Here is a 20,060-nt window from a genome sequence, read left to right on the forward strand (position 1 = left end):
CCTCTGGCCGGTGGGGCTCAGCACAGGGCGTCGAGCTTTTCCTTCAACAGCTGGTTGACCTGTTGCGGGTTGGCGGTGCCGCGCGAAGCCTTCATCACCTGGCCGACGAAGTAGCCAATCATCTTGCCGCGCTTCTCCGGTTCGGCGTCGCGGTACTGGGCCACCTGAGCGGGGCTGTCGGCGATGACCTGGTCGATCATCGCGTCGATGGCCGCGGTGTCGGTGACCTGCTTGAGGCCTTTGGCTTCGATCACGGCGTCGGCGTTCTCGCCCTCGCCATGCCACAGGGCCTGGAAGACCTGCTTGGCCGCTTTGCCGTTGATGGTGTCGTCGATCACCCTGGCGATCAGTTCGCCGAGCTGGGGGGCCGAGACGGGGCTGTCCTGGATGGCGATTCCCTCGCGATTGAGCGCGCCCGAGAGCTCGCCCTGCACCCAGTTGGCCGCTTGCTTGGCGTCGCCACAGACGTCCTTGACGGCCTCGAAGTAGTCGGCCATGTCACGGGTGGCCGACAGCACGTTGGCATCGTAGGCGGAGAGCCCCAGCTCGTTCTGGAAGCGCGCCCGCTTTTCGTCGGGCAGTTCCGGCAGGATCTCGCGCAGGTGGTCGACGTAGGCCCCGTCGAGCACCACCGGCAGCAGGTCGGGGCAGGGGAAGTAGCGGTAGTCGTTGGCTTCCTCCTTGGTTCGCATGCTGCGAGTTTCGTCGCGCTCGGGGTCGAACAGTCGCGTCTCCTGGACCACCTCGCCGCCGTCTTCCAGCAGTTCGATCTGGCGTTCCACCTCGAAGGCGATGGCGCGCTCGACGAAACGGAAGGAATTGACGTTCTTGATCTCGGCACGGGTGCCGAAGGCTTCCTGGCCCTGCGGGCGTACCGAGACGTTGACGTCGCAGCGCATCGAGCCTTCGGCCATGTTGCCGTCGCTGATGCCGAGGTAGGTGACGATCGAGTGAATCGCCTTGAGGTAGGCGGCGGCCTCCTTGGCCGAGCGCATGTCGGGTTCGGAGACGATCTCCAGCAGCGGCGTGCCGGCGCGGTTGAGATCGACGCCGGTCATGCCGTGGAAGTCTTCGTGCAGCGACTTGCCGGCATCCTCCTCGAGGTGGGCATGATGGACCCGGACGCGCTTGGTGCTGCCGTCGTCGAGCGATATCTCCACCACGCCGGGACCGACGATGGGATGGTACATCTGGCTCGTTTGGTAGCCCTTGGGCAGGTCCGGATAGAAGTAGTTCTTGCGGTCGAACACCGAGACCTCGGGGATCTCGGCGTGGATCGCCAGGCCGAACTGCACGGCCATGGCCACGGCGGCCTCGTTGAGCACCGGCAGCACGCCGGGCAGGCCCAGGTCGACGGCGCAGGCCTGGGTGTTGGGCTCGGCGCCGAAGGCGGTGGAGGCGCCGGAGAAGATCTTGGACTGGGTGGCGAGCTGGACGTGCACCTCCAGCCCGATCACGGTTTCCCATTGCATCAGGCGTTCTCCTCGGCGAAGGCGGGACGGCGCAGGTGCCAGTCGGTGGCCTGCTGGAACCGATGGGCGACGTTGAGCAGCCGCTCCTCGGCGAAGTGGGTGCCCAGCACCTGAAGGCCGACGGGGCGGCCGTCGACGAACCCGGCCGGCACGCTGATGCCGGGAATGCCCGCCAGGTTGACGGCGATGGTGTAGATGTCCTGCAGGTACATGGAAACCGGGTCCGACTTGGCCCCCAGGTCGAAGGCCGGGGTGGGGGAGGCGGGCCCCATCAGCACGTCGACCTGCTCGAAAGCGTCGAGGAAATCCTGGCGGATGAGACGCCGTACCTGCTGGGCCTTCTTGTAGTAAGCGTCGAAGAAACCTTCGGAGAGCGTGTGAGTGCCGATCAGGATGCGTCGTTTGACTTCCTCGCCGAAACCCTCGGCGCGGGTACGCTCGTAGAGGTCGATGAGATCCTTGGGATCGTCGCAGCGGTGACCGAAGCGCACGCCGTCGAAACGCGACAGGTTGGAGGAGGCTTCGGCCGGGGCGATGACGTAGTAGGCCGGAATGGCGTAGTGCGTATGCGGCAGGCTCACCTCGCGTACGCTGGCGCCCAGCGTCTCGAAAACCTCGATCGCCTCGTGCACGGTGGCTGCCACGGTCGGATCGAGGCCTTCGCCGAAGTACTCCTTGGGTAGGCCGATCTTGAGGCCGGCCAGGGGTGCGTCGAGTTCGGCGGTGTAATCCGGCACGCCCCGCGCTACGCTGGTCGAGTCGCGCAGGTCGTGTCCGGCAATGGCGTTCAGCAGCAGGGCGCAGTCCTCGGCCGTGCGTGCCAAGGGGCCGGCCTGGTCGAGGCTCGATGCATAGGCGATCATGCCGTAGCGCGACACCCGCCCGTAGGTGGGTTTCAGCCCGGTGATGCCGCAGAAGGCGGCGGGCTGGCGAATCGAGCCGCCGGTGTCCGTGCCCATGGCGGCGGGCACCAGGCCGGCGGCCACGGCAGCGGCGCTGCCCCCCGAGGAGCCGCCGGACACGGCGGTGAGATCCCAAGGATTCTTCACCGGGCCGTAATGGCTGTTCTCGTTGGAGGAGCCCATGGCGAACTCGTCCATGTTGGTCTTGCCCAGGCTCACGGTGCCGGCGTCGGCGAGCTTCTCGACTACGGTGGCGTCGTAGGGCGACACGAAGTCGTCGAGCATGCGCGACCCGGCGCTGGTTTTCACCCCCTGGGTGCAGAAGATGTCCTTGAGTGCCAGAGGAAGGCCGGTGAGCGCGCCGGCCTGGCCTGCGGCACGAGCGGCATCGGCTCGCTCGGCCGCTTTCAGCGCAGTGTCAGGCGTAACGGTGATGAAACTGTTGAGCTCGCCATCGAGGCAGTCGATGCGGCTCAGCAGATGCTGGGTCAGCTCATGGCTGGTGAACTCGCCGGAGGCGAGGCCGGCGGCGAGTTCGCTCAGTGTCTTGTCATGCATGCGGCATGGCTCCATGAAGACGTGCCGAAAGGGTGGAGTGGAGGACGAAGCGACTCCGAAAATGGGTGCCGACGGCGATCATTCGACGACCCGCGGCACCAGATAGAGGCCATTCTCCACGGCCGGGGCGCAGCGCTGGAACTGGGTGCGCCGGTCGCTTTCGGTCACCTCGTCGGCACGCAGGCGCTGGGTGGCGTCGAGCGGGTGCGACAGGGGCGCAATGTCGTCGGTGTCCACCCGCTGCAACTGGTCGACCATTGCCAGGATGCGATTGAGGTCGTCGACATAGCGAGCGGCGTCGCCATCGTTCAGGCCGAGCCGGGCCAGGTGCGCTGCCCGCTGCACATCTGCTTGTTCAAGCGCCATGGGCTGGATGTCCTCGCACGGATTGAGAGTGGGAAACAGCCGCTGAATGTACCATATTCACTGCGTGACGGCAGCCGCGGGTCGGGTGCGCAGCGATGGCGTTGCTTGCTGCCAGGGGGCCGCGGTGATACCGTTTGCCTCCGCACAGGGTTCCCGGTCCGCACTAGGTAACGACTTCCATGTTCAAACGTTTGAGGGGGCTGTTTTCCAGCGATCTGTCGATCGACCTGGGCACGGCCAATACGCTGATATATGTCCGCGGTCGCGGCATCGTGCTCGACGAACCGTCGGTGGTGGCCATCCGTCAGTCAGGCAACATGCGCAGCGTGGCCGCGGTAGGCGCCGATGCCAAGCGCATGCTGGGACGCACGCCGGGCAACATCACTGCCATTCGTCCCATGAAGGACGGGGTGATTGCCGATTTCACCGTCACCGAGCAGATGCTGCAGCACTTCATTCGCAAGGTCCACCAGAGCACCTTCCTCACGCCGAGCCCGCGAGTGCTGGTCTGCGTGCCGTGCATGTCGACCCAGGTGGAGCGCCGCGCGATCAAGGAGTCTGCCGAGGGCGCCGGAGCGCGCGAGGTGTTCCTGATCGAGGAGCCGATGGCCGCGGCCATCGGTGCCGGCCTGCCGGTGGACGATGCCCAGGGCTCCATGGTCGTGGACATCGGCGGTGGCACCACCGAGATCGCCATCATCTCGCTCAACGGGGTGGTCTATTCCGAGTCGATCCGCGTCGGCGGCGACCGCTTCGACGAGGCGATCTCCGCGTACGTGCGTCGTCACTACGGCAGCCTGATCGGCGAGGCCACCGCCGAGCGCATCAAGGAGGAGATCGGTTGCGCCTATCCCGGCGGCGAGCTGCGCGAGATCGACGTGCGCGGCCGCAATCTGGCCGAAGGCATCCCGCGCAGTTTCACGCTCAACTCCCACGAAATTCTCGACGCTCTACAGGAGACGCTGGCCTCGATCGTCGCTGCGGTCAAGAGCGCTCTCGAGCAGTCGCCCCCGGAGCTGGCATCGGACATCGCCGAACGCGGACTGGTGCTGACCGGTGGGGGTGCACTGCTGCGCGATCTCGACAAGCTGATCGCCGAGGAGACCGGTCTGCCGGTGATCGTCGCCGAAGATCCGCTGACCTGCGTGGCCCGCGGCGGCGGCAAGGCGCTGGAGATGATCGACCGGCATACTTTCGAGCTGCTCTCCAGCGACTGACGCAGTGAGGCATATCGGGGGAAACGTCTATCAAGCCGTTGTTCTCGCACGGATCGGTGCCCGTCTACCGCATGCTGCTGTGTGCATTGCTGGCTGCTGCGTTGATGTTCGCCGACCATCGCCTCACGCGCATGGAGGCCGTGCGGGCCCAGCTCTCCACCGTGGTGGCGCCCATCCAGTGGCTGGTCAGCGTTCCCAGTGACGTTCTGACCTGGGGGTCGCTGGCACTTTCCGAACAGCGCGCACTGGTGGAGGAGAATCGTCGCCTGCGCGAGCAACTGCTGCACCTGTCTCATCGTGTCCAGCGCATGTCGAGTCTCGTGGCCGAAAACGTGCGTCTGCGCGAACTGCTCGATGCCGGCAGTCGGCATGACGTTCCGTACATTACCGCCGAGCTGCTCTCCCTGGATGCCGATCCGTTCACGTTCCAGATGGTGGTGGACCGCGGTCGCCGGGATGGCGTCTATGTCGGGCAGCCGGTCATGGATGCCTCGGGGCTGGTAGGGCAAGTCACGGCGGTGTCGGCCTTCTCCAGTCGCGTGCTGATGCTGGCGGATGCCAGCCATGCGTTGCCCGTTCAGGTCAACCGCAATGGCCAGCGTTTCATCGTTCAAGGCGCTGGTGAGTACGATAGGCTCGATGTGTTGCATGTGCCGGATACGGCCGATATCCGCGAGGGCGACCTGCTGGTCAGTTCGGGGCTGGCGGGGCGGTTTCCGCCGGGCTTTCCCGTCGCTCGGGTGAGCGAGGTCGTGCACGACCCGGGCCAACCCTTTGCCCAGGTGACTGCCGAACCGGCCGCACGACTGCAGCGTTCGCGCCACTTCCTGCTGCTCTTTCCTCCGGGGCCGGAGCCCGAAGCGCCGCCGAAATCGACGGACGGCTCGGGGACCGGCGATGAGCGAGCCGCTGCCGAGGAGGATGCCTGATGCCGAGCGCTCCGCTCACGGCGCTGCCGTGGATCTGGCTTTCCCTGCTGCTGGCGCTGTGCCTGCAGGTGATGCCGCTGGCCGAAGGGTGGCAGGTATGGCGCCCCGATTGGTTGGGTCTGATGCTCATCTACTGGTGCATGGCGGCGCCCGACCGCGTCGGGGTCTTGCACGGCTTCGTCTTGGGAATCCTGCTCGATCTCATCGAAGGCGCCACGCTGGGCCAGAATGCCCTGGCGTTGTCGCTGCTGGCATTTCTCAGTGCGCTCGTCTATCCGCGGTTTCGGGCCTACTCTCTATTGCAGCAGTCACTGTTGATCTTGGTGCTGCTGGGGCTTTCTCAGCTCACCGAGCAGTGGTTGCGCACGCTCTTCGGGCCTTTTTCCATGCACCTTTCCTTCCTGTTGCCATCGCTCATCGGCGCCGTGCTGTGGCCGTGGCTGGCCACCATGTTTCGCGCCATGGAGCGCCGTTTGGCCGGCGTGGATTGAGGGGTATTGCCTATGATGGTTGGTGCAGATCCCCCCGTTCTCCGGCTCGCCTCGGCCTCGCCACGCCGTCGCGAGCTGCTGGCCTCGATCGGCGTGGCCGTCGAGGTATGCCCAGTTGACCTCGACGAGTCGCCGCACCGCGATGAGGCGGCGGCCGACTACGTGCTGCGTCTGGCCGGCGAGAAGGCTCTGGCCGGTTCGCGCGATTCATCGTTGCCGACCCTGGGCTCCGATACGGCGGTGATCTGCGACGGTGCCATCCTCGGCAAGCCCCATGACCGTGCCCATGCGGCCGCCATGCTGCGTGGGCTGGCTGGGCGCACTCATGAGGTGCTGACGGCAGTGGCGGTGAGCGGGCCGGCTGGTTTGGTCGATGCCTGCGTGACCACTCGGGTGGTCATGCGGCCCATCGAAGACGCCGAAATCGATGCCTATTGGGCCACCGGCGAGCCGGTCGACAAGGCGGGAGGCTATGCCATTCAGGGCTATGCGGCGGTGTTCGTCGAGCGTATAGAGGGCAGTCATTCGGCGGTAGTGGGGCTGCCGCTGTTCGAGACCGCTGCGCTGTTGGAGCGGCAGGGCGTACCATACTGGAACCGCGCTGTATCACAATGACAGTGTGTCATAATGCGCGCAGATTCGTTTGGACAAGGACTTCCGCATGAGTGGTGAAGTACTGATCAACCTCACCCCTATGGAAACCCGAGTGGCGGTGGTGGAGAACGGGGTTCTGCAGGAGGCCCTGATCGAGCGGACGCGACGGCGCGGTATCGTCGGCAATATCTACAAGGGACGCGTGGTCCGCGTGCTGCCCGGCATGCAGGCGGCGTTCGTCGACATCGGCCTCGATCGTGCCGCTTTCATCCATGCCCACGAGGTCATGCCGCCGGGGACGCCGGCGGAAGAGCAGCAGGCGATCGGCTCGCTGCTGCATGAAGGACAGGCGCTGGTGGTGCAAGTCACCAAGGATCCCATCGGTTCCAAGGGCGCCCGGCTGACCACGCACCTGTCGGTGCCGTCGCGCTATCTGGTCTACATGCCCGACTCTCCCCACAGCGGCGTATCGCAGCGCATCGAGGACGAAGCGGAGCGCGAGCGGTTGCGTGAACTGCTCGATGCGGTGCAAGGCGACATGGAACTGGAGATCACCGGCGGCTTCATCGTCCGCACCGCTGCCGAGGGGGTGGGACGCGATGCGCTCTATACGGACATGCATTTCCTGCTTCGCCTGTGGCGCAAGGTCAGCGAGCGCAAGGTCACGGCCCCGGCGCCCAGCGTGATCTACGACGACCTGCCACTGTTCATCCGCACGTTGCGCGATCTGCGTAACGACGAGATCGAGAAGGTGCGCATCGACTCCCGCGAAAACTACCTCAAGCTGCTGGCGTTCGCCGAAGAGTTCATGCCCGAAGTCGTGATGCGCATCGAGTATTATCCGGGCGAGCGGCCGATCTTCGATCTCTACAGCGTCGAGGACGAGATTCACAAAGCGCTGGGGCGCAAGGTGCAGCTCAAGTCGGGCGGGTACCTGGTGATCGATCCCACCGAGGCGATGACCACCATCGACGTCAATACGGGGGGCTATGTGGGTCATCGCAACCTCGAGGAGACGATCTTCAAGACCAATCTCGAGGCGGCCAATGCCATTGCCCGCCAGCTGCGCCTGCGCAATCTGGGCGGCATCATCATCATCGATTTCATCGACATGGATGATCCGGAACACCAGCGTCAGGTGTTGCGCATGCTGGAGAAGGTGCTGGAGCGCGATCATGCCAAGACCAAGTGCACCGGGGTCACCGAGCTGGGGCTGGTGCAGCTGACCCGCAAGCGCACCCGAGAGAGCTTGGAGCAGACCCTCTGCGAGCCCTGCGCCACCTGTGGCGGGCGTGGCACTCTCAAGACGGCCGAATCGGTGTGCTACGAGATATTCCGCGAGATATTGCGCGAAGAGCGTGCCTACAGTGCCGAAACCTACATGGTGCTGGCGTCCCAGGCGGTGGTGGATCGCCTGCTGGACGAGGATTCTGCAGCCGTGGCCGATCTGGAGACCTTCATCGGCAAGACGATTCGTTTTCAGGTCGAAAGTCACTATTCCCAGGAGCAGTACGACATCGTGCTGATGTGAGCCGATGCACCCGATCCGCTGGCTGAGTCGCTGGGGTCTGACGCTCGTTGCCGTCATGCTGGGCGCGTTGGCCCTGCTGCTGTTGCTGTTGCGTCTGGCGCTGACCCAGGTGGACGACCTGGCGCCCCGCGTGGAGCGACTGATCGAGGCACGCTTCGGCGCCTGGGCCGAGCTGGAGCGTCTCGATGCGCGCTTGGCTGGCCTGGATCCGCGTGTCGAGGCGGGCGGGCTCGTCCTCCGCACTCGTCAAGGGGACGAAGGGCAGCCGCTGCTCGAGGTCGAGGGGGCGCGGTTGCGGCTCGATACACTGTCCAGCTTGCGTGACGGCGTGCCGGTGGTCGAAGAGGCTCGGCTCGACGGACTCACCCTGCATCTCTACCAGAACGATCAGGGGGGGTGGCATTGGCCCGAGCCGGCGCGGGTGCCCCCCGAGCTGATCCCCGATACGGCGTTCGATCTCGAGCGTCTGGATTTCTGGGTTGGGGTGCTGCTTCGCCAGCGCGCCTGGGTGGAAGAGCTGCGTGTGGTGCTGCATGGCCGCGAGGCACAGCTTGGCCTCACGGCGCCTCGTGTGCTGATGACCGGCGATGCACGGCGCACCCACCTCGAAGGCGAAGTGTTCCTGGACGGCGACCCCGAGGCTTCACTGCAGGCCGTGCTGGAAATTTTTCCCGGACCCGCGGGGTTCGGGGATTTCAGTGCGGCCCTGCAGGCCGACATGCAGCTCGATACCTTGATCGAACTGGCCGCCGTTTTCACCCGCACCGACGATCCGCTGCGCCTCGCCGAGTCGCGCGGTGAGGCGCGGCTGTGGGGGCGCTGGCACCGCGGCGCGCTGGCCGATGCACGGCTCGATCTCACGGCGCCGCGGTTGGCGTTGCGCCACGCCGAAGAGCTCATCGCCTTGGAGAACGTGGAGGCCCGCGGCCAATGGCTTCGGGACGAGGCCGGCGACGGTTGGCAGGCATGGGTAGAGGGCGATGCCGGAACCGTGGATTGGGCGGCACCCGAGGAGATGATGCAGGCCGGCGGGCCGGCGCTGCCGCACCGCTGGCATCTGCGCCGCGACGGTCGGGGCTGGTGGCTCAATACCAGTGAGTTCGAACTTGCGTCTCTGGCGGCCTGGCGGGATCGCGTTCCCCTGCCGGAGGGATTGAGCCGAACCATCGACAGCCTGGCACCGCGCGGCCGGGTCGCCGGCCTGGGCGTGGGGCAGCAGAGCGGTGAATGGCTGGCCCGCGCGGCATTGCATGACGTCGAGGTATCGCCCTGGGAGCAGGCCCCCGGTGGCGGTCCGCTGGATGCCTGGGTGGAGGTGCGCGACCTGGCCGGCAGCGTGCGTTTCGTGGATGCCGATGGCATGACGCTCGACTTCCCCGAGATTTTTTCGGCACCGCTGGCGCTCTCCCGCGCCAGCGGCGAGGTGAGCTGGGCCTACGACGGGCCGCGTAGCTTCGTCAGTGGGCGAGAACTTCGCGTCGGCTGGCAGGGCGCTGACGTCGAGGGCGGGTTCGGCCTGGCTGTGGGGGGGGAGGAGCGAGGCGCTTTGGGTCTGGATATCGACTTTCGCCATGCCGACGCCCGTCAACGTCCACTGGTTGACTGGCTGCCTACCCAAGTGCTTGATCCCGGACTGACCGAGTGGCTGGCCAGCGGTGCGGCTGGCTACGTGCCGCAGGGGCGTCTGCGGCTGCATGTGCCGATCGGGCGCGGCGAGACGCAGGTCGATCCCCGCGTGCGGCTGGACCTGGCGGTAGAAGAGGGGCGCTTGCCCTTTGCGCCCGACTGGCCGGCGCTGGAGGCAGTAGACGGACGGCTCAGCGTGGACGGCGAGGAACTGGAGGCGCAAGTGCATCATGCCGAGAGCCTCGGCGTGTCGGCGGCCAACGGCCTCGTCACTCTCAGCAACGACGACCTCAGGGTGCGTGGCGACCTGATCGCCGATAGCGAGTCGCTGCGCCGTTACCTGTTGGCCATGCCGCTGGAAGGCATCGATGCCGTGTCAGCTTGGCGCGGTGAGGGGGTCAATGAGGCCGACCTGGACTTGGCGTTGACGCTGGACGAGCCCGGATCCCTGGATTTGACCATTGAAACCCAGGCTGCCTTTACGCGCCTGACCCAGAACGCTCTGGGGCTCGCATTCCATGACGTGCAAGGGCCGCTGACCTGGCATCAGCGCGGCGAGGAAGGCGGGCTCAGCGGTGAGGTCGAAGCGCGATTTCTCGGTGGCCCGTTGACTGCGCAGTTCGACACGCGCCGCGGCAACATCGCGTTGACCGGTACGTCGCAGGCCGCGGCGCTGCTCGACTGGGGGGGTGCCAGTGCGCTGGGAGATCGGCTGACGGGGCGTGTCCCTTGGCAGGCTGAGTTCGAGCTGGATGAGGGACGCAACCGGCTTCGCCTGACCAGCGGTCTCGACGGGCTGGCCATCGATCTGCCGGCGCCGTTCGGCAAGGCGGCCAATGCCTCGCGCGCGCTGCGTCTCGATGCCGACCTGGACAGCGGTCGGATAGATGCCTCGTTGGGGGACATGGCTGCCTTGCGCTGGCGCTCTCTGACCTCGACGTCGATCGGCCAGGGACAGCTGTGGCTGGGGCGTGTGCCGTCCGAACCGCCCTGGCCCGATGCTGCTGGCTGGCACGTCGAGGCCTATCAACCGCGTCTGGTGCTGCCGGCCTGGCGTGGTGTCGTGTCGTCACTGGTCGGCCCGGCGAATGGCGGCCGGAGCAGCTGGCTGCAACGTGTCGCACTGGACTCCGACTGTCTGGATGGCGGCAGTGGCTGTGTGGGGAGTTTCGCCGCCGAGGCGGTCTCACTGGATGGCGGCGGTTGGCGTGTGGGGCTCGACGGCAGCTTGATGGAAGGGCGCCTCGACTACCGTCCTGCTCTGGAGGAGCCGGTGGACCTGGCCCTCGAGCGGCTGACCCTGAATGCGCTCTTGCCGACGGAAGACCCGGGCGGGACCGGCGAACTGATGAGCGAGCTCGACGTGGCTCCCGACCCCGTGGCGTTGCCCGAGTGGGTGGCCGACTTGCCGAATGGGCGCATGCGGGTTGACGAGGTCGAACATCGTGGCGGGACGGTTGGCCCCTTTACCGCGTACTGGCGGGCTCAGCCTGGACGGCTCAGCGTCGACCCACTGGGGTTGACGCTGGGTGAGGTCTCGGCGCGTGGCCAAGTGGTCTGGGAAGCGGCCGGCGAAGGGGCGAGCTTGACGCGATCGCGTTTCGATCTGGAGGGGCGTGACCTGGGGACGGCGCTGGAACGCTTGGGCCAGCCGGTAACCTTGCGCAACGCCATGACTCGAATGCGCAGCCAGCTGGCCTGGCCGGGAGCCCCCTGGCAGTTCGCCCTGGCGCGTTCGCGAGGCAGCGTGGAGGTCGAACTGAGCGAGGGACGATTCCTTAACGTCGAGTCGCCTTCGGCACGTCTGATCGGGTTGTTCAATCTCGATAACCTGGTGCGTCGGCTGCGCTTGGACTTTTCCGATGTGACCGGGCAAGGTACCGCCTTCGATTCCGTCGTGGGAGCCGCGACGTTGTATGAAGGCATTCTCGAGACCCGTGGACCGGTGGAAGTGAAAGGACCGGCGACAACTTTTACCCTGGAGGGCACCGTGGACCTGGCGCGGCGTGAACTCGACCAGCGTTTGGGCGTCACAGTTCCCATCAGCCGCAATCTACCGCTGGCCGCCGTGATGGCGGGCGCTCCGGTGGTCGGTGGCGCACTGTTCATCGCCGATAAACTGTTCGGCAGCGCCATCGACCGGGTCACTCGAATACACTACCGCGTGCGCGGTCCCTGGACGGCGCCGCAGATCACCTTGGAAGACGCCGAATGACGATGACACCGCATGCCCTGCTCGATACCGCCGCCGAGATTCTGTTGCATCCCGGCGGTCTGAACCTCGAAGCGCTGGATACCGGTCTTGGCCACGTGCTGACGCCTGGCATCGACTATGCCGATCTCTATTTTCAGCGCAGCTGGCACGAGAGCTGGGTGCTGGAAGACGGTGAGGTCAAGGAGGCCGGCTACAACATCGATGGCGGGGTGGGGGTGCGGGCCATGGCCGGCGAGAAGACCGGCTTTGCCTATTCCAACCAGATTACCGCCGACGCCCTGGCCGAGACCGGACGGACCGCTTCGGGCATCGTGCGCAGCGGTTCGCGACTCGGTGTCGCGCCGCGGGCGATCTGCCATGCGCCGGCGCGCTATGCCACCGTCGACCCCCTCACCGGGCTCTCCGCCGATGAGAAGATCGCCCTGCTAAAGCACGCCGACCGCGTGGCACGGGCTGCCGATCCTTCCGTCAGCCAGGTGAGCGCATCGCTTACCGGGGTGCACGAGGTCGTGCTGGTACGCGCCAGCGACGGCACTCTGGCCGCGGACATCCGGCCCCTGGTGCGCTTCAACGTCAGCGTCATCGCCGTGAAGAATGGCCGTCGTGAGCGCGGCAGCGCTGGCGGGGGCGGCCGCTACGCCATGGATCGGCTGCGTGATGACGATGTCGCCGAGCGTTTCGCCAAGGAGGCGGTGCGACAGGCGCTGGTCAACCTGGAGGCGGTGGATGCCCCGGCGGGACAATTGCCGGTGGTGCTCGGGTCGGGCTGGCCCGGCATCCTGCTGCACGAGGCGGTGGGCCATGGGCTCGAGGGCGACTTCAATCGCAAGGGCAGTTCCGCCTTTGCCGGCCGCATGGGGCAGCGTGTGGCGGCGAAGGGGGTCACCGTGGTCGACGATGCCACTCTGGGTGATTGCCGGGGTTCCCTGGCCGTCGATGACGAGGGCACCCCCGGGCAGTACACCCCGCTGATCGAGGACGGCATTCTGACCGGCTACATGCAGGACAAGCTCAATGCCCGACTGATGGGCATGACGACTACCGGCAATGCACGCCGCGAGTCCTTCGCCCACTTGCCCATGCCGCGCATGACCAACACTTACATGCTGGCCGGTCAGGACGACCCGGCGGACATCATCGGCAGCGTCAAGCGCGGCCTCTATGCGGTCAGCTTCGGCGGTGGTCAGGTGGACATCACCTCCGGCAAGTTCGTCTTCTCGGCCAGCGAAGCCTACCTGATCGAGGATGGTCGCATCACCGCGCCGGTGAAGGGTGCCACGCTGATCGGTAACGGTCCTGAGGCAATGGGGCGGGTGTCGATGATCGGCCACGACCTGGAGCTCGATACCGGTATCGGCGTGTGTGGCAAGGAGGGCCAGGGGGTACCGGTGGGGGTGGGGCAACCCACCCTCAAGATCGACGAGATCACCGTGGGGGGGACGCAGTCGTAAAGCTGGAAGCCGGAAGAGCGCCGCTCCGCGGCTGGAAGCTTGAAGACTGAAGCTGGAAGTCAAACCCTGTCGCTTCGGGCTTCGGGCTTCGGGCTTCGGGCTTCGAACTGCCAGCCTTGATCTTTGCTCGCAGCCCGAGGCCCGTCGCTCGCCGCTTTAAAGTCCGGCGGTGTCGCGAATCAGCCGGAACAGCCGGCGAGCGTTGGTGGGCGGCTTGTCCCGTTCCCGTTCCTGACGGGCGTTGCGCACCAGTTGGCGCAGCGCCTGACGATCGACGTCGTGATGGTCGGCGATGAAGGCCTCGACGGCGGCATCGCCTTCGTCGATCAGCCGGTCGCGCCACCGCTCGAGGCGGTGGAAGGCAAGGTCGCGACGCTGCGTTTCCTGCTCCATCTGCTCGAAGACGGCATGAATGGCGTCGAGATCCTCACGGCGCATCAGCTTGCCGACGTACTGCATGTGGCGTCGGCGCGCCTCGCGGGAGTGGATGCGGCCGGTTTCCTCGACGGCGGCCAACAAGTCGTCGGAGAGCGGCAGGCGGGCGCGTTCGGCGTCGCGCAGGGCGATGATCTTCTCGCCCAGGGCCTGCAACGCATGCATCTCGCGCTTGAGCTGGGATTTGCTCGGCCGTTCGTCGGCCGAAGAAGTGAATTCCTGGGTCATACCGCATCCAAGTGAGTGGGAGGGTAGAGAACGGCAGTCGACGCCGCTCATGGCAAAGTATACCAGTCCGCTGCTGGCAGCGGACCCGACAAGAATCCGATGCGGCTGATGGGTCGCATGGTCACGAACGCAGTACGGCCCGCGGGCCGGCATAGGAAGGAGAATCGCATGACACAGGCTTTCGACGCTGCCACCCAGCAGGGGCTGCTCGAGTCCCGTGCCGAGCAGGCACTTGCCTTGGCACGTCGGCTGGGTGCCGATGCCGCCGAGGTGGGGGCCAGCGTAGATCAGGGGATTGGCGTCAGCGTTCGCGAGGGCGAGGTGGAGACGGTCGAGCTGTCGCGCGATCAGGGGATCGCGGTGACCGTCTACGTCGGACTGCGCAAGGGCAGCGCGTCCTCCACCGATGCCAGCGAGGCCTCGATCCAGGCCGTGGTCGAGAAGGCGCTGAGCATTGCCCGGCACACGGGGGAGGATCCGGCTGCCGGGTTGGCCGATGCCGAGCTGATGGCGCGTGAACTGCCCGACCTCGACGTCCACCACCCCTGGGCACTGAGTACGGACCAGGCCATCGATCTGGCGCTGACGTGCGAGTCGGCGGGGCGGCGCGTGGCCGGCATTCGCCAGTCCGAGGGGGCATCGCTGTCCAGCGGTGAGGGAGTGCGGGTCTATGCGAATAGCCACGGATTTCTGGGTAGCCAGTGCGGCAGTCGGCATTCACTGTCCTGTCTGCTGATTGCCGAGGATGCCGGCGGCATGCAGCGCGACTACGATTACACGACCGCTCGCGACCCGCGCGACCTGGTAGCCGCCGAGACGGTCGGTCAGCGTGCTGCCGAAAGAACGCTGCAGCGCTTGGGCGCGCAGCGACCTGCCACCGGCCGCCTGCCGGTGATGTTCGATGCGACGGTGGCCAGTGGTCTGGTGGGACATTTGATGAGCGCCATCGCCGGCGGCGCGCTCTACCGTGAGGCGTCCTTTCTGTGCGAGCGACTGGGGGATACGCTCTTTCCCGAGTGGTTCACGCTCTTCGAGCGTCCCATGGAGCGCGGCGCCATGGCCAGCTCGCCGTTCGACAACGACGGTGTGCAGACCCGTGACAACGTCTTCATCGAGCAGGGCCGGCTGACCAGTTACATGCTCTCGGCTTACAGCGCCCGTCGCCTGGGAATGCAGACCACCGGTAACGCCGGCGGTGCCCGCAACCTGCGTATCGAGGCACCGCTACAGTCACGCGACGAACTCTTGGCGCGCATGGGGCGCGGGGTGCTGGTCACCGAACTGATGGGGCAAGGCGTCAACGGCGTGACCGGGGACTACTCGCGCGGTGCCGCCGGCTTCTGGGTGGAGAACGGCGAGATACAGTATCCGGTGGAAGAGTTCACCATTGCCGGCAACCTCGAGACCCTGTTCAAAGGGCTCGCCGGCGTGGGCGACGATCTCGACACCCGCGGCGGCATCCATACCGGCAGCTGGCTGATCGACGAGATGACCGTGGCGGGCGCGTGACCCGGGCTTCGCCTGGAGCTGGAAGAGCCCGGACTGCGTCCGGGAGCTCGAAGAGCGGCACTTCGTGCCTGGAAGCTGGAAGAAAAAACTTTGACACCGGATTGGGTGACAACAGACTGTCTTCCAGCTTTCAGCCATCCTCTTCGAAGCGGGCGTCGAACAGCGCCTCAATGGCGTCGAGGGCCGCTTCGGCATCCTCGCCCTCGGCGCTCACCGTGAGTTCGGTGCCGCAGGGGGCGGCGAGCATTAGCAGCGCCATGATGTTGGCGGCATCGGCACTCTTGCCGGTGTGTTTGACGGTGACGCTGGCTCGGAAGGGTTGGCAGCACTGTACGAGTTTGGTGGCAGCGCGGGCGTGCAGGCCTCGCTTGTTGGTCAGAGTGAGCTTGCGGCAGGCCACGCTCAGGTTTCCTCGTCGTCTGGAAATGTCGCAGGCGGCGTTTCCGGGGTGAGCGGTGTCTGGATGCCGAGCTCCCGGTGGCGCAGACGGATTCCCGTCTGCTGTTCGGCCAGATGGTGGGCGAGCTTTTCGGCGAGATAGACCGAGCGGTGCTGCCCGCCGGTGCAGCCGATGGCCACCGTCAGATAGCTGCGATGGCTATCGCGATAGGCGGGCAGCCAGCGCTCCACCCAGGCGACGATGTCATCGAGCATTTCACCCACCAGCGGGTATTGCTCGAGAAAGGCAGCGATGCTGGGGTCCCGGCCGGTGGCCGAGCGCAGCCGCGGATCCCAGTAGGGATTGGGCAGGCAGCGGGCGTCGAAGACGATGTCGGCATCCAGGGGAACGCCGCGCTTGAAGCCGAATGACTCCACGGTCAGCGTCAGTTCTTCCGCACAGTGCCCTGCCACTTGCTCGGCGATGCGTCCGCGTAGGTCGTGGACCGACAGGCGCGAGGTGTCGATGATCAGATCGGCGCGGTCACGGATCTCGCTGAGCGCATCCTCCTCCGATTCGATGGCTTCGGCCAGCGTCATGTCGCTGCCCCGGGTGAGCGGATGTCGTCGGCGCGTGGCCGAGTAGCGTTCGAGCAGGATGCGCGCGTCGGTGGTGAGATAGATCACTTGCCGATCGACCTCGCGACTGCGCAAATCCTCGAGCAGTTGCGGAAAGCGCTGCAGGGCATGGGGCAGGTTGCGCGCATCGATGCTGACGGCGATGGCTTCGGGACCGGTGGGGCTCTCGCTCAGCTCGTCCACCAGGGCGCCGAGGAGCATGGCCGGCAGGTTGTCGATGGCATAGAAGCCGAGATCCTCGAGGGCTTGCAGCGCGATGGACTTGCCCGATCCCGATCGTCCGCTGATGATCACGAGCTGCATACGGTCGGGCTCTCCCGGATAGGTCATCGGAATGGGCGTTAACTGCCCTGGCGGCGGATTGCCTCCAGGAGTGTCTCATGCAGCTCGTGCTGGGTGGTGCTGCGACGCAGACGCGTGCGCGTATCGGCATCGTTCATGACGGTGGCCACCTGGCTGAGCAGAGCCAGGTGGGTGTCGTCGGCCTCTTCGGGCACCAGCAGAACGAATATCAGGTCGACGGGCTCGCCATCGATGGCATCGAAGTCGATGGGTTCGGCGAGCTTGAGAAACGCGGCGACTGGCCCATTGCAGTGCGGGCTGCGGGCATGGGGAATGGCCACGCCGTTGCCGATGCCGGTGCTGCCCAGGCGTTCGCGACCGATCAGCCGGGCGAAGACCTCCTGGCTGTCCAGGCTGGGGGTATTCTGGGCGATGAAGGTGCTGAAGAACTCCAGCACCCTCTTCTTGCTGCCCCCGGGAACGGCAAACAGCGCGCGCTCGGGGGGCAGGATGGCTTCCAGTGACATGGGGAATCAGCGAGCGCCGGCGCCCTGGGCGCGGGCTTGGGCTTTTTCCTTGTGCTTGACCAACTGGCGGTCGAGCTTGTCGGTCAGGGCGTCGATGGCGGCGTACATGTCCACGTCCTGAGCCTCGGCGTGAAGATCGGCGCCAGCGGCATGCAAGGTACAGGCGGCCTGTTGTCGCTCCTTTTCCACGGAGAGCGTGACCTGGACGGTGGTGATGTTGTCGTAGTGACGCTCCACGCGTGCCAGCTTCTCGTTGACGTAGTCACGCAGTGCATCGGTCAGCTCTACATGGTGGCCGGTGATATTGACTTGCATGACAGGCTCCTTTGTCCTTCGGGTGGTGCCTCGATTGTAACCCTTTTTCCTGTCCTGCAAACCCCCCGTCACTTGACGGCCATCAGGGTGTCAGCGGAAGCGCTTGCGTTCGCTGGAGGAGGGTATGCCGAGGGCCTCGCGGTACTTGGCGACCGTGCGCCGGGCGACTTGAATGCCTTCTTCCCCAAGCAGGTCGACCAGCTTGCTGTCGGAGAGCGGCTTGCGCGGCGGTTCGTCCTGGATCAGTTTGCGGATACGGGCGCGAATCGCCGTGCTCGAATGGGCATCGCCGGCACCTTCGCCACCCCCGACGTGGCTGGAAAAGAAGTACTTGAGCTCGAAGACGCCGCGAGGAGTGTGAATGAACTTCTGGGTGGTGACCCGGGAGATGGTCGACTCGTGCATCTCCACCACCTGGGCGATGTCGGCTAGCACCAGGGGCTTCATGGCCTCTTCGCCATGTTCCAGGAAGTCGATCTGGCGTGCCATGATTTCACGCCCGACCCGGAGCAGAGTGTCGTTGCGGCTGACCAGGCTCTTCATCAGCCAGCGCGCCTCCTGCAGGTGGTCCTTGAGGAACTGGTTGTCCTGGCTCTTGTCGGCCCGGCGAATCAAGGCCGCATAGTCGGGCTGGATGCGCAGGCGGGGCAGGGCCTCGGCGTTGAGTTCGACACGCCATCCGTCGTTGTCGTGTCGGGCCACCAGATCGGGAATGACATAGTCGCTGGCGACATCGGCATAGGCGCTGCCGGGCCTGGGGTCGAGCGAGCGTACCAGAGCAATGACCGTATCGAGGGCGTCGTCGTCGAGACCCAGACGGCGTTTCAGCAGGCGGCGATCGTCGGTGGCCAGCGCCTCGAGAAACTGGCGGACCAGGCGCCGTGCCTGGGGCAGTAGCGGGGTGTCGTCGGGCAGCGCGGCGAGCTGCAGCATCAGGCATTCGCGCAGATCGCGGGCAAAGACACCGGTGGGTTCGAACTGTTGCAGCCGCAGGAGCACCTGTTCGACCTCGCGGGTGGGCAGGCCATCGAGCCCTTGCTGGCGGAGCCCGTCGCGGATCTCCTCGAGAGGGTGGGCCAGGTAGCCGGCGTTGTCCACGGCATCGATCAGACTTTCGGCGATCTGCTGCTGGCGGAGTGTGAGGTCGGTCATGGCGAGCTGCCAGGCCAGATGGCCGGTCAGGCTCTGGCCGCTGGCCTGGCGTTCGAAGTCAGGGCCTTCGCTACCGCTTGCGCTGCCGCCGTGATCGGGATAAGTGTCCGACCAATCACTGTCAACCGTGAGATCGCTGGGGATTTCGTTCGACCACTCCTCGTCGCGCGTGTCGTCGATGCGCTGTTCGCCGAAGTCGTCGTCGATCTCCAGCATGGGGTTGGTTTCCAGTGCCTGCTGGATCTCCTGGCGCAGGTCGAGCGTGGAGAGCTGCAGCAGAGCAATGGCCTGCTGCAGCTGAGGCGTCATGGTCAACTGGGTGCCGATGCGCAGTTGCAGTGAAGCTTTCATGGCCATGGGGCGGATGCTCGTGTCCCGAAAAGGCTCACCCTAGACCGCTGTCAGCTGGCATGCAAGCGGAGATCGCGTCGCTTAAAAGCAACAATCGTGCCATGCGCAATCTTCATGCCGCAGCACTCGGTGCGTCGATCTATCAGTGCGTTGCGATGTGGATCATAGCCGGAAGTCGTCGCCCAGGTAGACCTCGCGGACCCGGCGGTTGGCGAGGATGCTTGGTGCGTCGCCTTCGGCGATGATCTGGCCGTCGCCGACGATGTAGGCGGTGTCGCAGATGTCCAGCGTCTCGCGTACGTTGTGGTCGGTGATCAGCACGCCGATGTCGCGTGCCTTGAGCTGGCGGATGATGCCCTTGATTTCGTTGACGGAGATGGGGTCGACGCCGGCGAAAGGCTCGTCGAGCAGGATGAAAGCCGGCTCGGTGGCCAGGGCCCTGGCGATCTCGACGCGCCGTCGCTCGCCACCGGAGAGGCTCATGCCGAGGTTGTCGCGGATATGGGTGACGTGGAAGTCGTGGAGGAGCTCTTCCAGGCGGTGCCGACGACCCGGGCGATCCAGGTCGCGGCGCGTTTCGAGGATGGCCATGATGTTGTCGGCCACCGAGAGCTTGCGGAATATCGAGGCTTCCTGGGGAAGATAGCCGATGCCGGCGCGGGCCCGTTCGTGCATGGCTGCCCGCGACAGGTCATGCTCGTCGATGGCCACCGTGCCCGCATCGGTACGCACCAAGCCGATGATCATGTAGAAGGACGAGGTCTTGCCGGCGCCGTTGGGGCCGAGCAAGCCGACGATGCTGCCCTGGCCGATGTCCAGGCTGATGTCCTGTACTACGCGGCGGCGCTTGTAGCTCTTGGCCAGATGGCGGGCGTGTAGGGTCTTCATGGCG

General features: G+C 65.9%; 18 protein-coding genes. 8 read left to right on the forward strand and 10 right to left on the reverse strand.

The window, feature by feature from the left end; all coding sequences use genetic code 11:
- Positions 1–17: 17 nt before the first annotated feature.
- From gatB to gatC, 3 genes are all read right to left on the reverse strand, one after another.
- Positions 18–1,472, reverse strand: coding sequence for an Asp-tRNA(Asn)/Glu-tRNA(Gln) amidotransferase subunit GatB (gene gatB / locus GFD32_RS02115; protein ID WP_163574855.1), 1,455 nt, complete (start codon positions 1,470–1,472; stop codon positions 18–20).
- The gene (gene gatA / locus GFD32_RS02120; protein ID WP_163574857.1) at positions 1,472–2,932 is read right to left on the reverse strand and encodes an Asp-tRNA(Asn)/Glu-tRNA(Gln) amidotransferase subunit GatA; all 1,461 of its coding nucleotides are present in this window, start codon (positions 2,930–2,932) and stop codon (positions 1,472–1,474) included. Before gatA ends, gatB begins: the two co-directional genes overlap by 1 nt.
- A gap of 78 nt (positions 2,933–3,010) precedes the next feature.
- Entirely contained in the window at positions 3,011–3,298 is a 288-nt protein-coding gene (gatC, locus tag GFD32_RS02125; protein WP_163574859.1) for an Asp-tRNA(Asn)/Glu-tRNA(Gln) amidotransferase subunit GatC, read from the reverse strand.
- Between the two features lie 179 nt (positions 3,299–3,477).
- Between gatC and GFD32_RS02130 the strand changes: the two genes are divergently transcribed.
- From GFD32_RS02130 to tldD, 7 genes are all read left to right on the forward strand, one after another.
- Complete coding sequence (locus GFD32_RS02130; RefSeq protein WP_163574861.1) at positions 3,478–4,515, forward strand: rod shape-determining protein; 1,038 nt, start codon at positions 3,478–3,480, stop codon at positions 4,513–4,515.
- Positions 4,516–4,586: 71 nt separating this feature from the next.
- Positions 4,587–5,444: a rod shape-determining protein MreC gene (gene mreC / locus GFD32_RS02135; RefSeq protein ID WP_163574978.1), complete on the forward strand. Its 858-nt coding sequence runs from the start codon at positions 4,587–4,589 to the stop codon at positions 5,442–5,444.
- Positions 5,444–5,935 carry a rod shape-determining protein MreD gene (mreD, locus tag GFD32_RS02140; protein ID WP_163574862.1) on the forward strand — a complete coding sequence of 164 codons (492 nt, stop codon included), beginning with the start codon at positions 5,444–5,446 and terminating at the stop codon, positions 5,933–5,935. The genes mreC and mreD overlap by 1 nt, the downstream gene beginning before the upstream one ends.
- Before the next feature lie 15 nt (positions 5,936–5,950).
- Positions 5,951–6,550, forward strand: coding sequence for a Maf family protein (locus GFD32_RS02145; RefSeq protein ID WP_163574979.1), 600 nt, complete (start codon positions 5,951–5,953; stop codon positions 6,548–6,550).
- Between the two features lie 46 nt (positions 6,551–6,596).
- Positions 6,597–8,060: a ribonuclease G gene (gene rng, locus GFD32_RS02150; protein ID WP_163574864.1), complete on the forward strand. Its 1,464-nt coding sequence runs from the start codon at positions 6,597–6,599 to the stop codon at positions 8,058–8,060.
- 4 nt (positions 8,061–8,064) lie between these two features.
- Positions 8,065–11,901, forward strand: a complete 3,837-nt coding sequence (locus GFD32_RS02155; protein WP_163574866.1) for a YhdP family phospholipid transporter — start codon at positions 8,065–8,067, stop codon at positions 11,899–11,901.
- Positions 11,898–13,352, forward strand: a complete 1,455-nt coding sequence (gene tldD, locus GFD32_RS02160) for a metalloprotease TldD (RefSeq protein ID WP_407081064.1) — start codon at positions 11,898–11,900, stop codon at positions 13,350–13,352. Before GFD32_RS02155 ends, tldD begins: the two co-directional genes overlap by 4 nt.
- A gap of 156 nt (positions 13,353–13,508) precedes the next feature.
- Here tldD and yjgA read toward each other — a convergent pair whose 3' ends face one another.
- The gene (gene yjgA, locus GFD32_RS02165) at positions 13,509–14,015 is read right to left on the reverse strand and encodes a ribosome biogenesis factor YjgA (RefSeq protein WP_163574868.1); all 507 of its coding nucleotides are present in this window, start codon (positions 14,013–14,015) and stop codon (positions 13,509–13,511) included.
- A 168-nt stretch (positions 14,016–14,183) separates the two neighbouring features.
- On the opposite strand from yjgA, the gene pmbA reads away from it, so the two are divergent.
- A complete protein-coding gene (pmbA, locus tag GFD32_RS02170) occupies positions 14,184–15,524 on the forward strand; it encodes a metalloprotease PmbA (protein WP_163574871.1) in 1,341 nt (446 codons plus the stop codon).
- A 130-nt stretch (positions 15,525–15,654) separates the two neighbouring features.
- Here pmbA and GFD32_RS02175 read toward each other — a convergent pair whose 3' ends face one another.
- The 6 genes from GFD32_RS02175 to lptB all read right to left on the reverse strand — a co-directional run bounded on the left by GFD32_RS02175 (position 15,655) and on the right by lptB (position 20,056).
- Entirely contained in the window at positions 15,655–15,924 is a 270-nt protein-coding gene (locus GFD32_RS02175; protein WP_163574873.1) for an HPr family phosphocarrier protein, read from the reverse strand.
- Between the two features lie 2 nt (positions 15,925–15,926).
- Positions 15,927–16,844, reverse strand: a complete 918-nt coding sequence (rapZ, locus tag GFD32_RS02180) for an RNase adapter RapZ (protein ID WP_163574876.1) — start codon at positions 16,842–16,844, stop codon at positions 15,927–15,929.
- Positions 16,845–16,882: 38 nt separating this feature from the next.
- Positions 16,883–17,350, reverse strand: coding sequence for a PTS IIA-like nitrogen regulatory protein PtsN (gene ptsN / locus GFD32_RS02185; protein WP_163574878.1), 468 nt, complete (start codon positions 17,348–17,350; stop codon positions 16,883–16,885).
- A gap of 6 nt (positions 17,351–17,356) precedes the next feature.
- On the reverse strand, positions 17,357–17,665 hold the full coding sequence (gene hpf / locus GFD32_RS02190) for a ribosome hibernation-promoting factor, HPF/YfiA family (protein ID WP_089686422.1): 309 nt from the start codon (positions 17,663–17,665) through the stop codon (positions 17,357–17,359).
- 90 nt (positions 17,666–17,755) lie between these two features.
- Positions 17,756–19,174 (reverse strand): RNA polymerase factor sigma-54, encoded by a 1,419-nt coding sequence (locus tag GFD32_RS02195; RefSeq protein WP_163574880.1) that lies wholly within the window; start codon positions 19,172–19,174, stop codon positions 17,756–17,758.
- A gap of 156 nt (positions 19,175–19,330) precedes the next feature.
- On the reverse strand, positions 19,331–20,056 hold the full coding sequence (gene lptB / locus GFD32_RS02200; protein WP_163574883.1) for an LPS export ABC transporter ATP-binding protein: 726 nt from the start codon (positions 20,054–20,056) through the stop codon (positions 19,331–19,333).
- Between the last annotated feature and the right edge of the window lie 4 nt (positions 20,057–20,060).

Origin of the sequence: Halomonas faecis (assembly GCF_010993975.1) — a bacterium.
GTDB classification, from domain to species: domain Bacteria; phylum Pseudomonadota; class Gammaproteobacteria; order Pseudomonadales; family Halomonadaceae; genus Halomonas; species Halomonas faecis.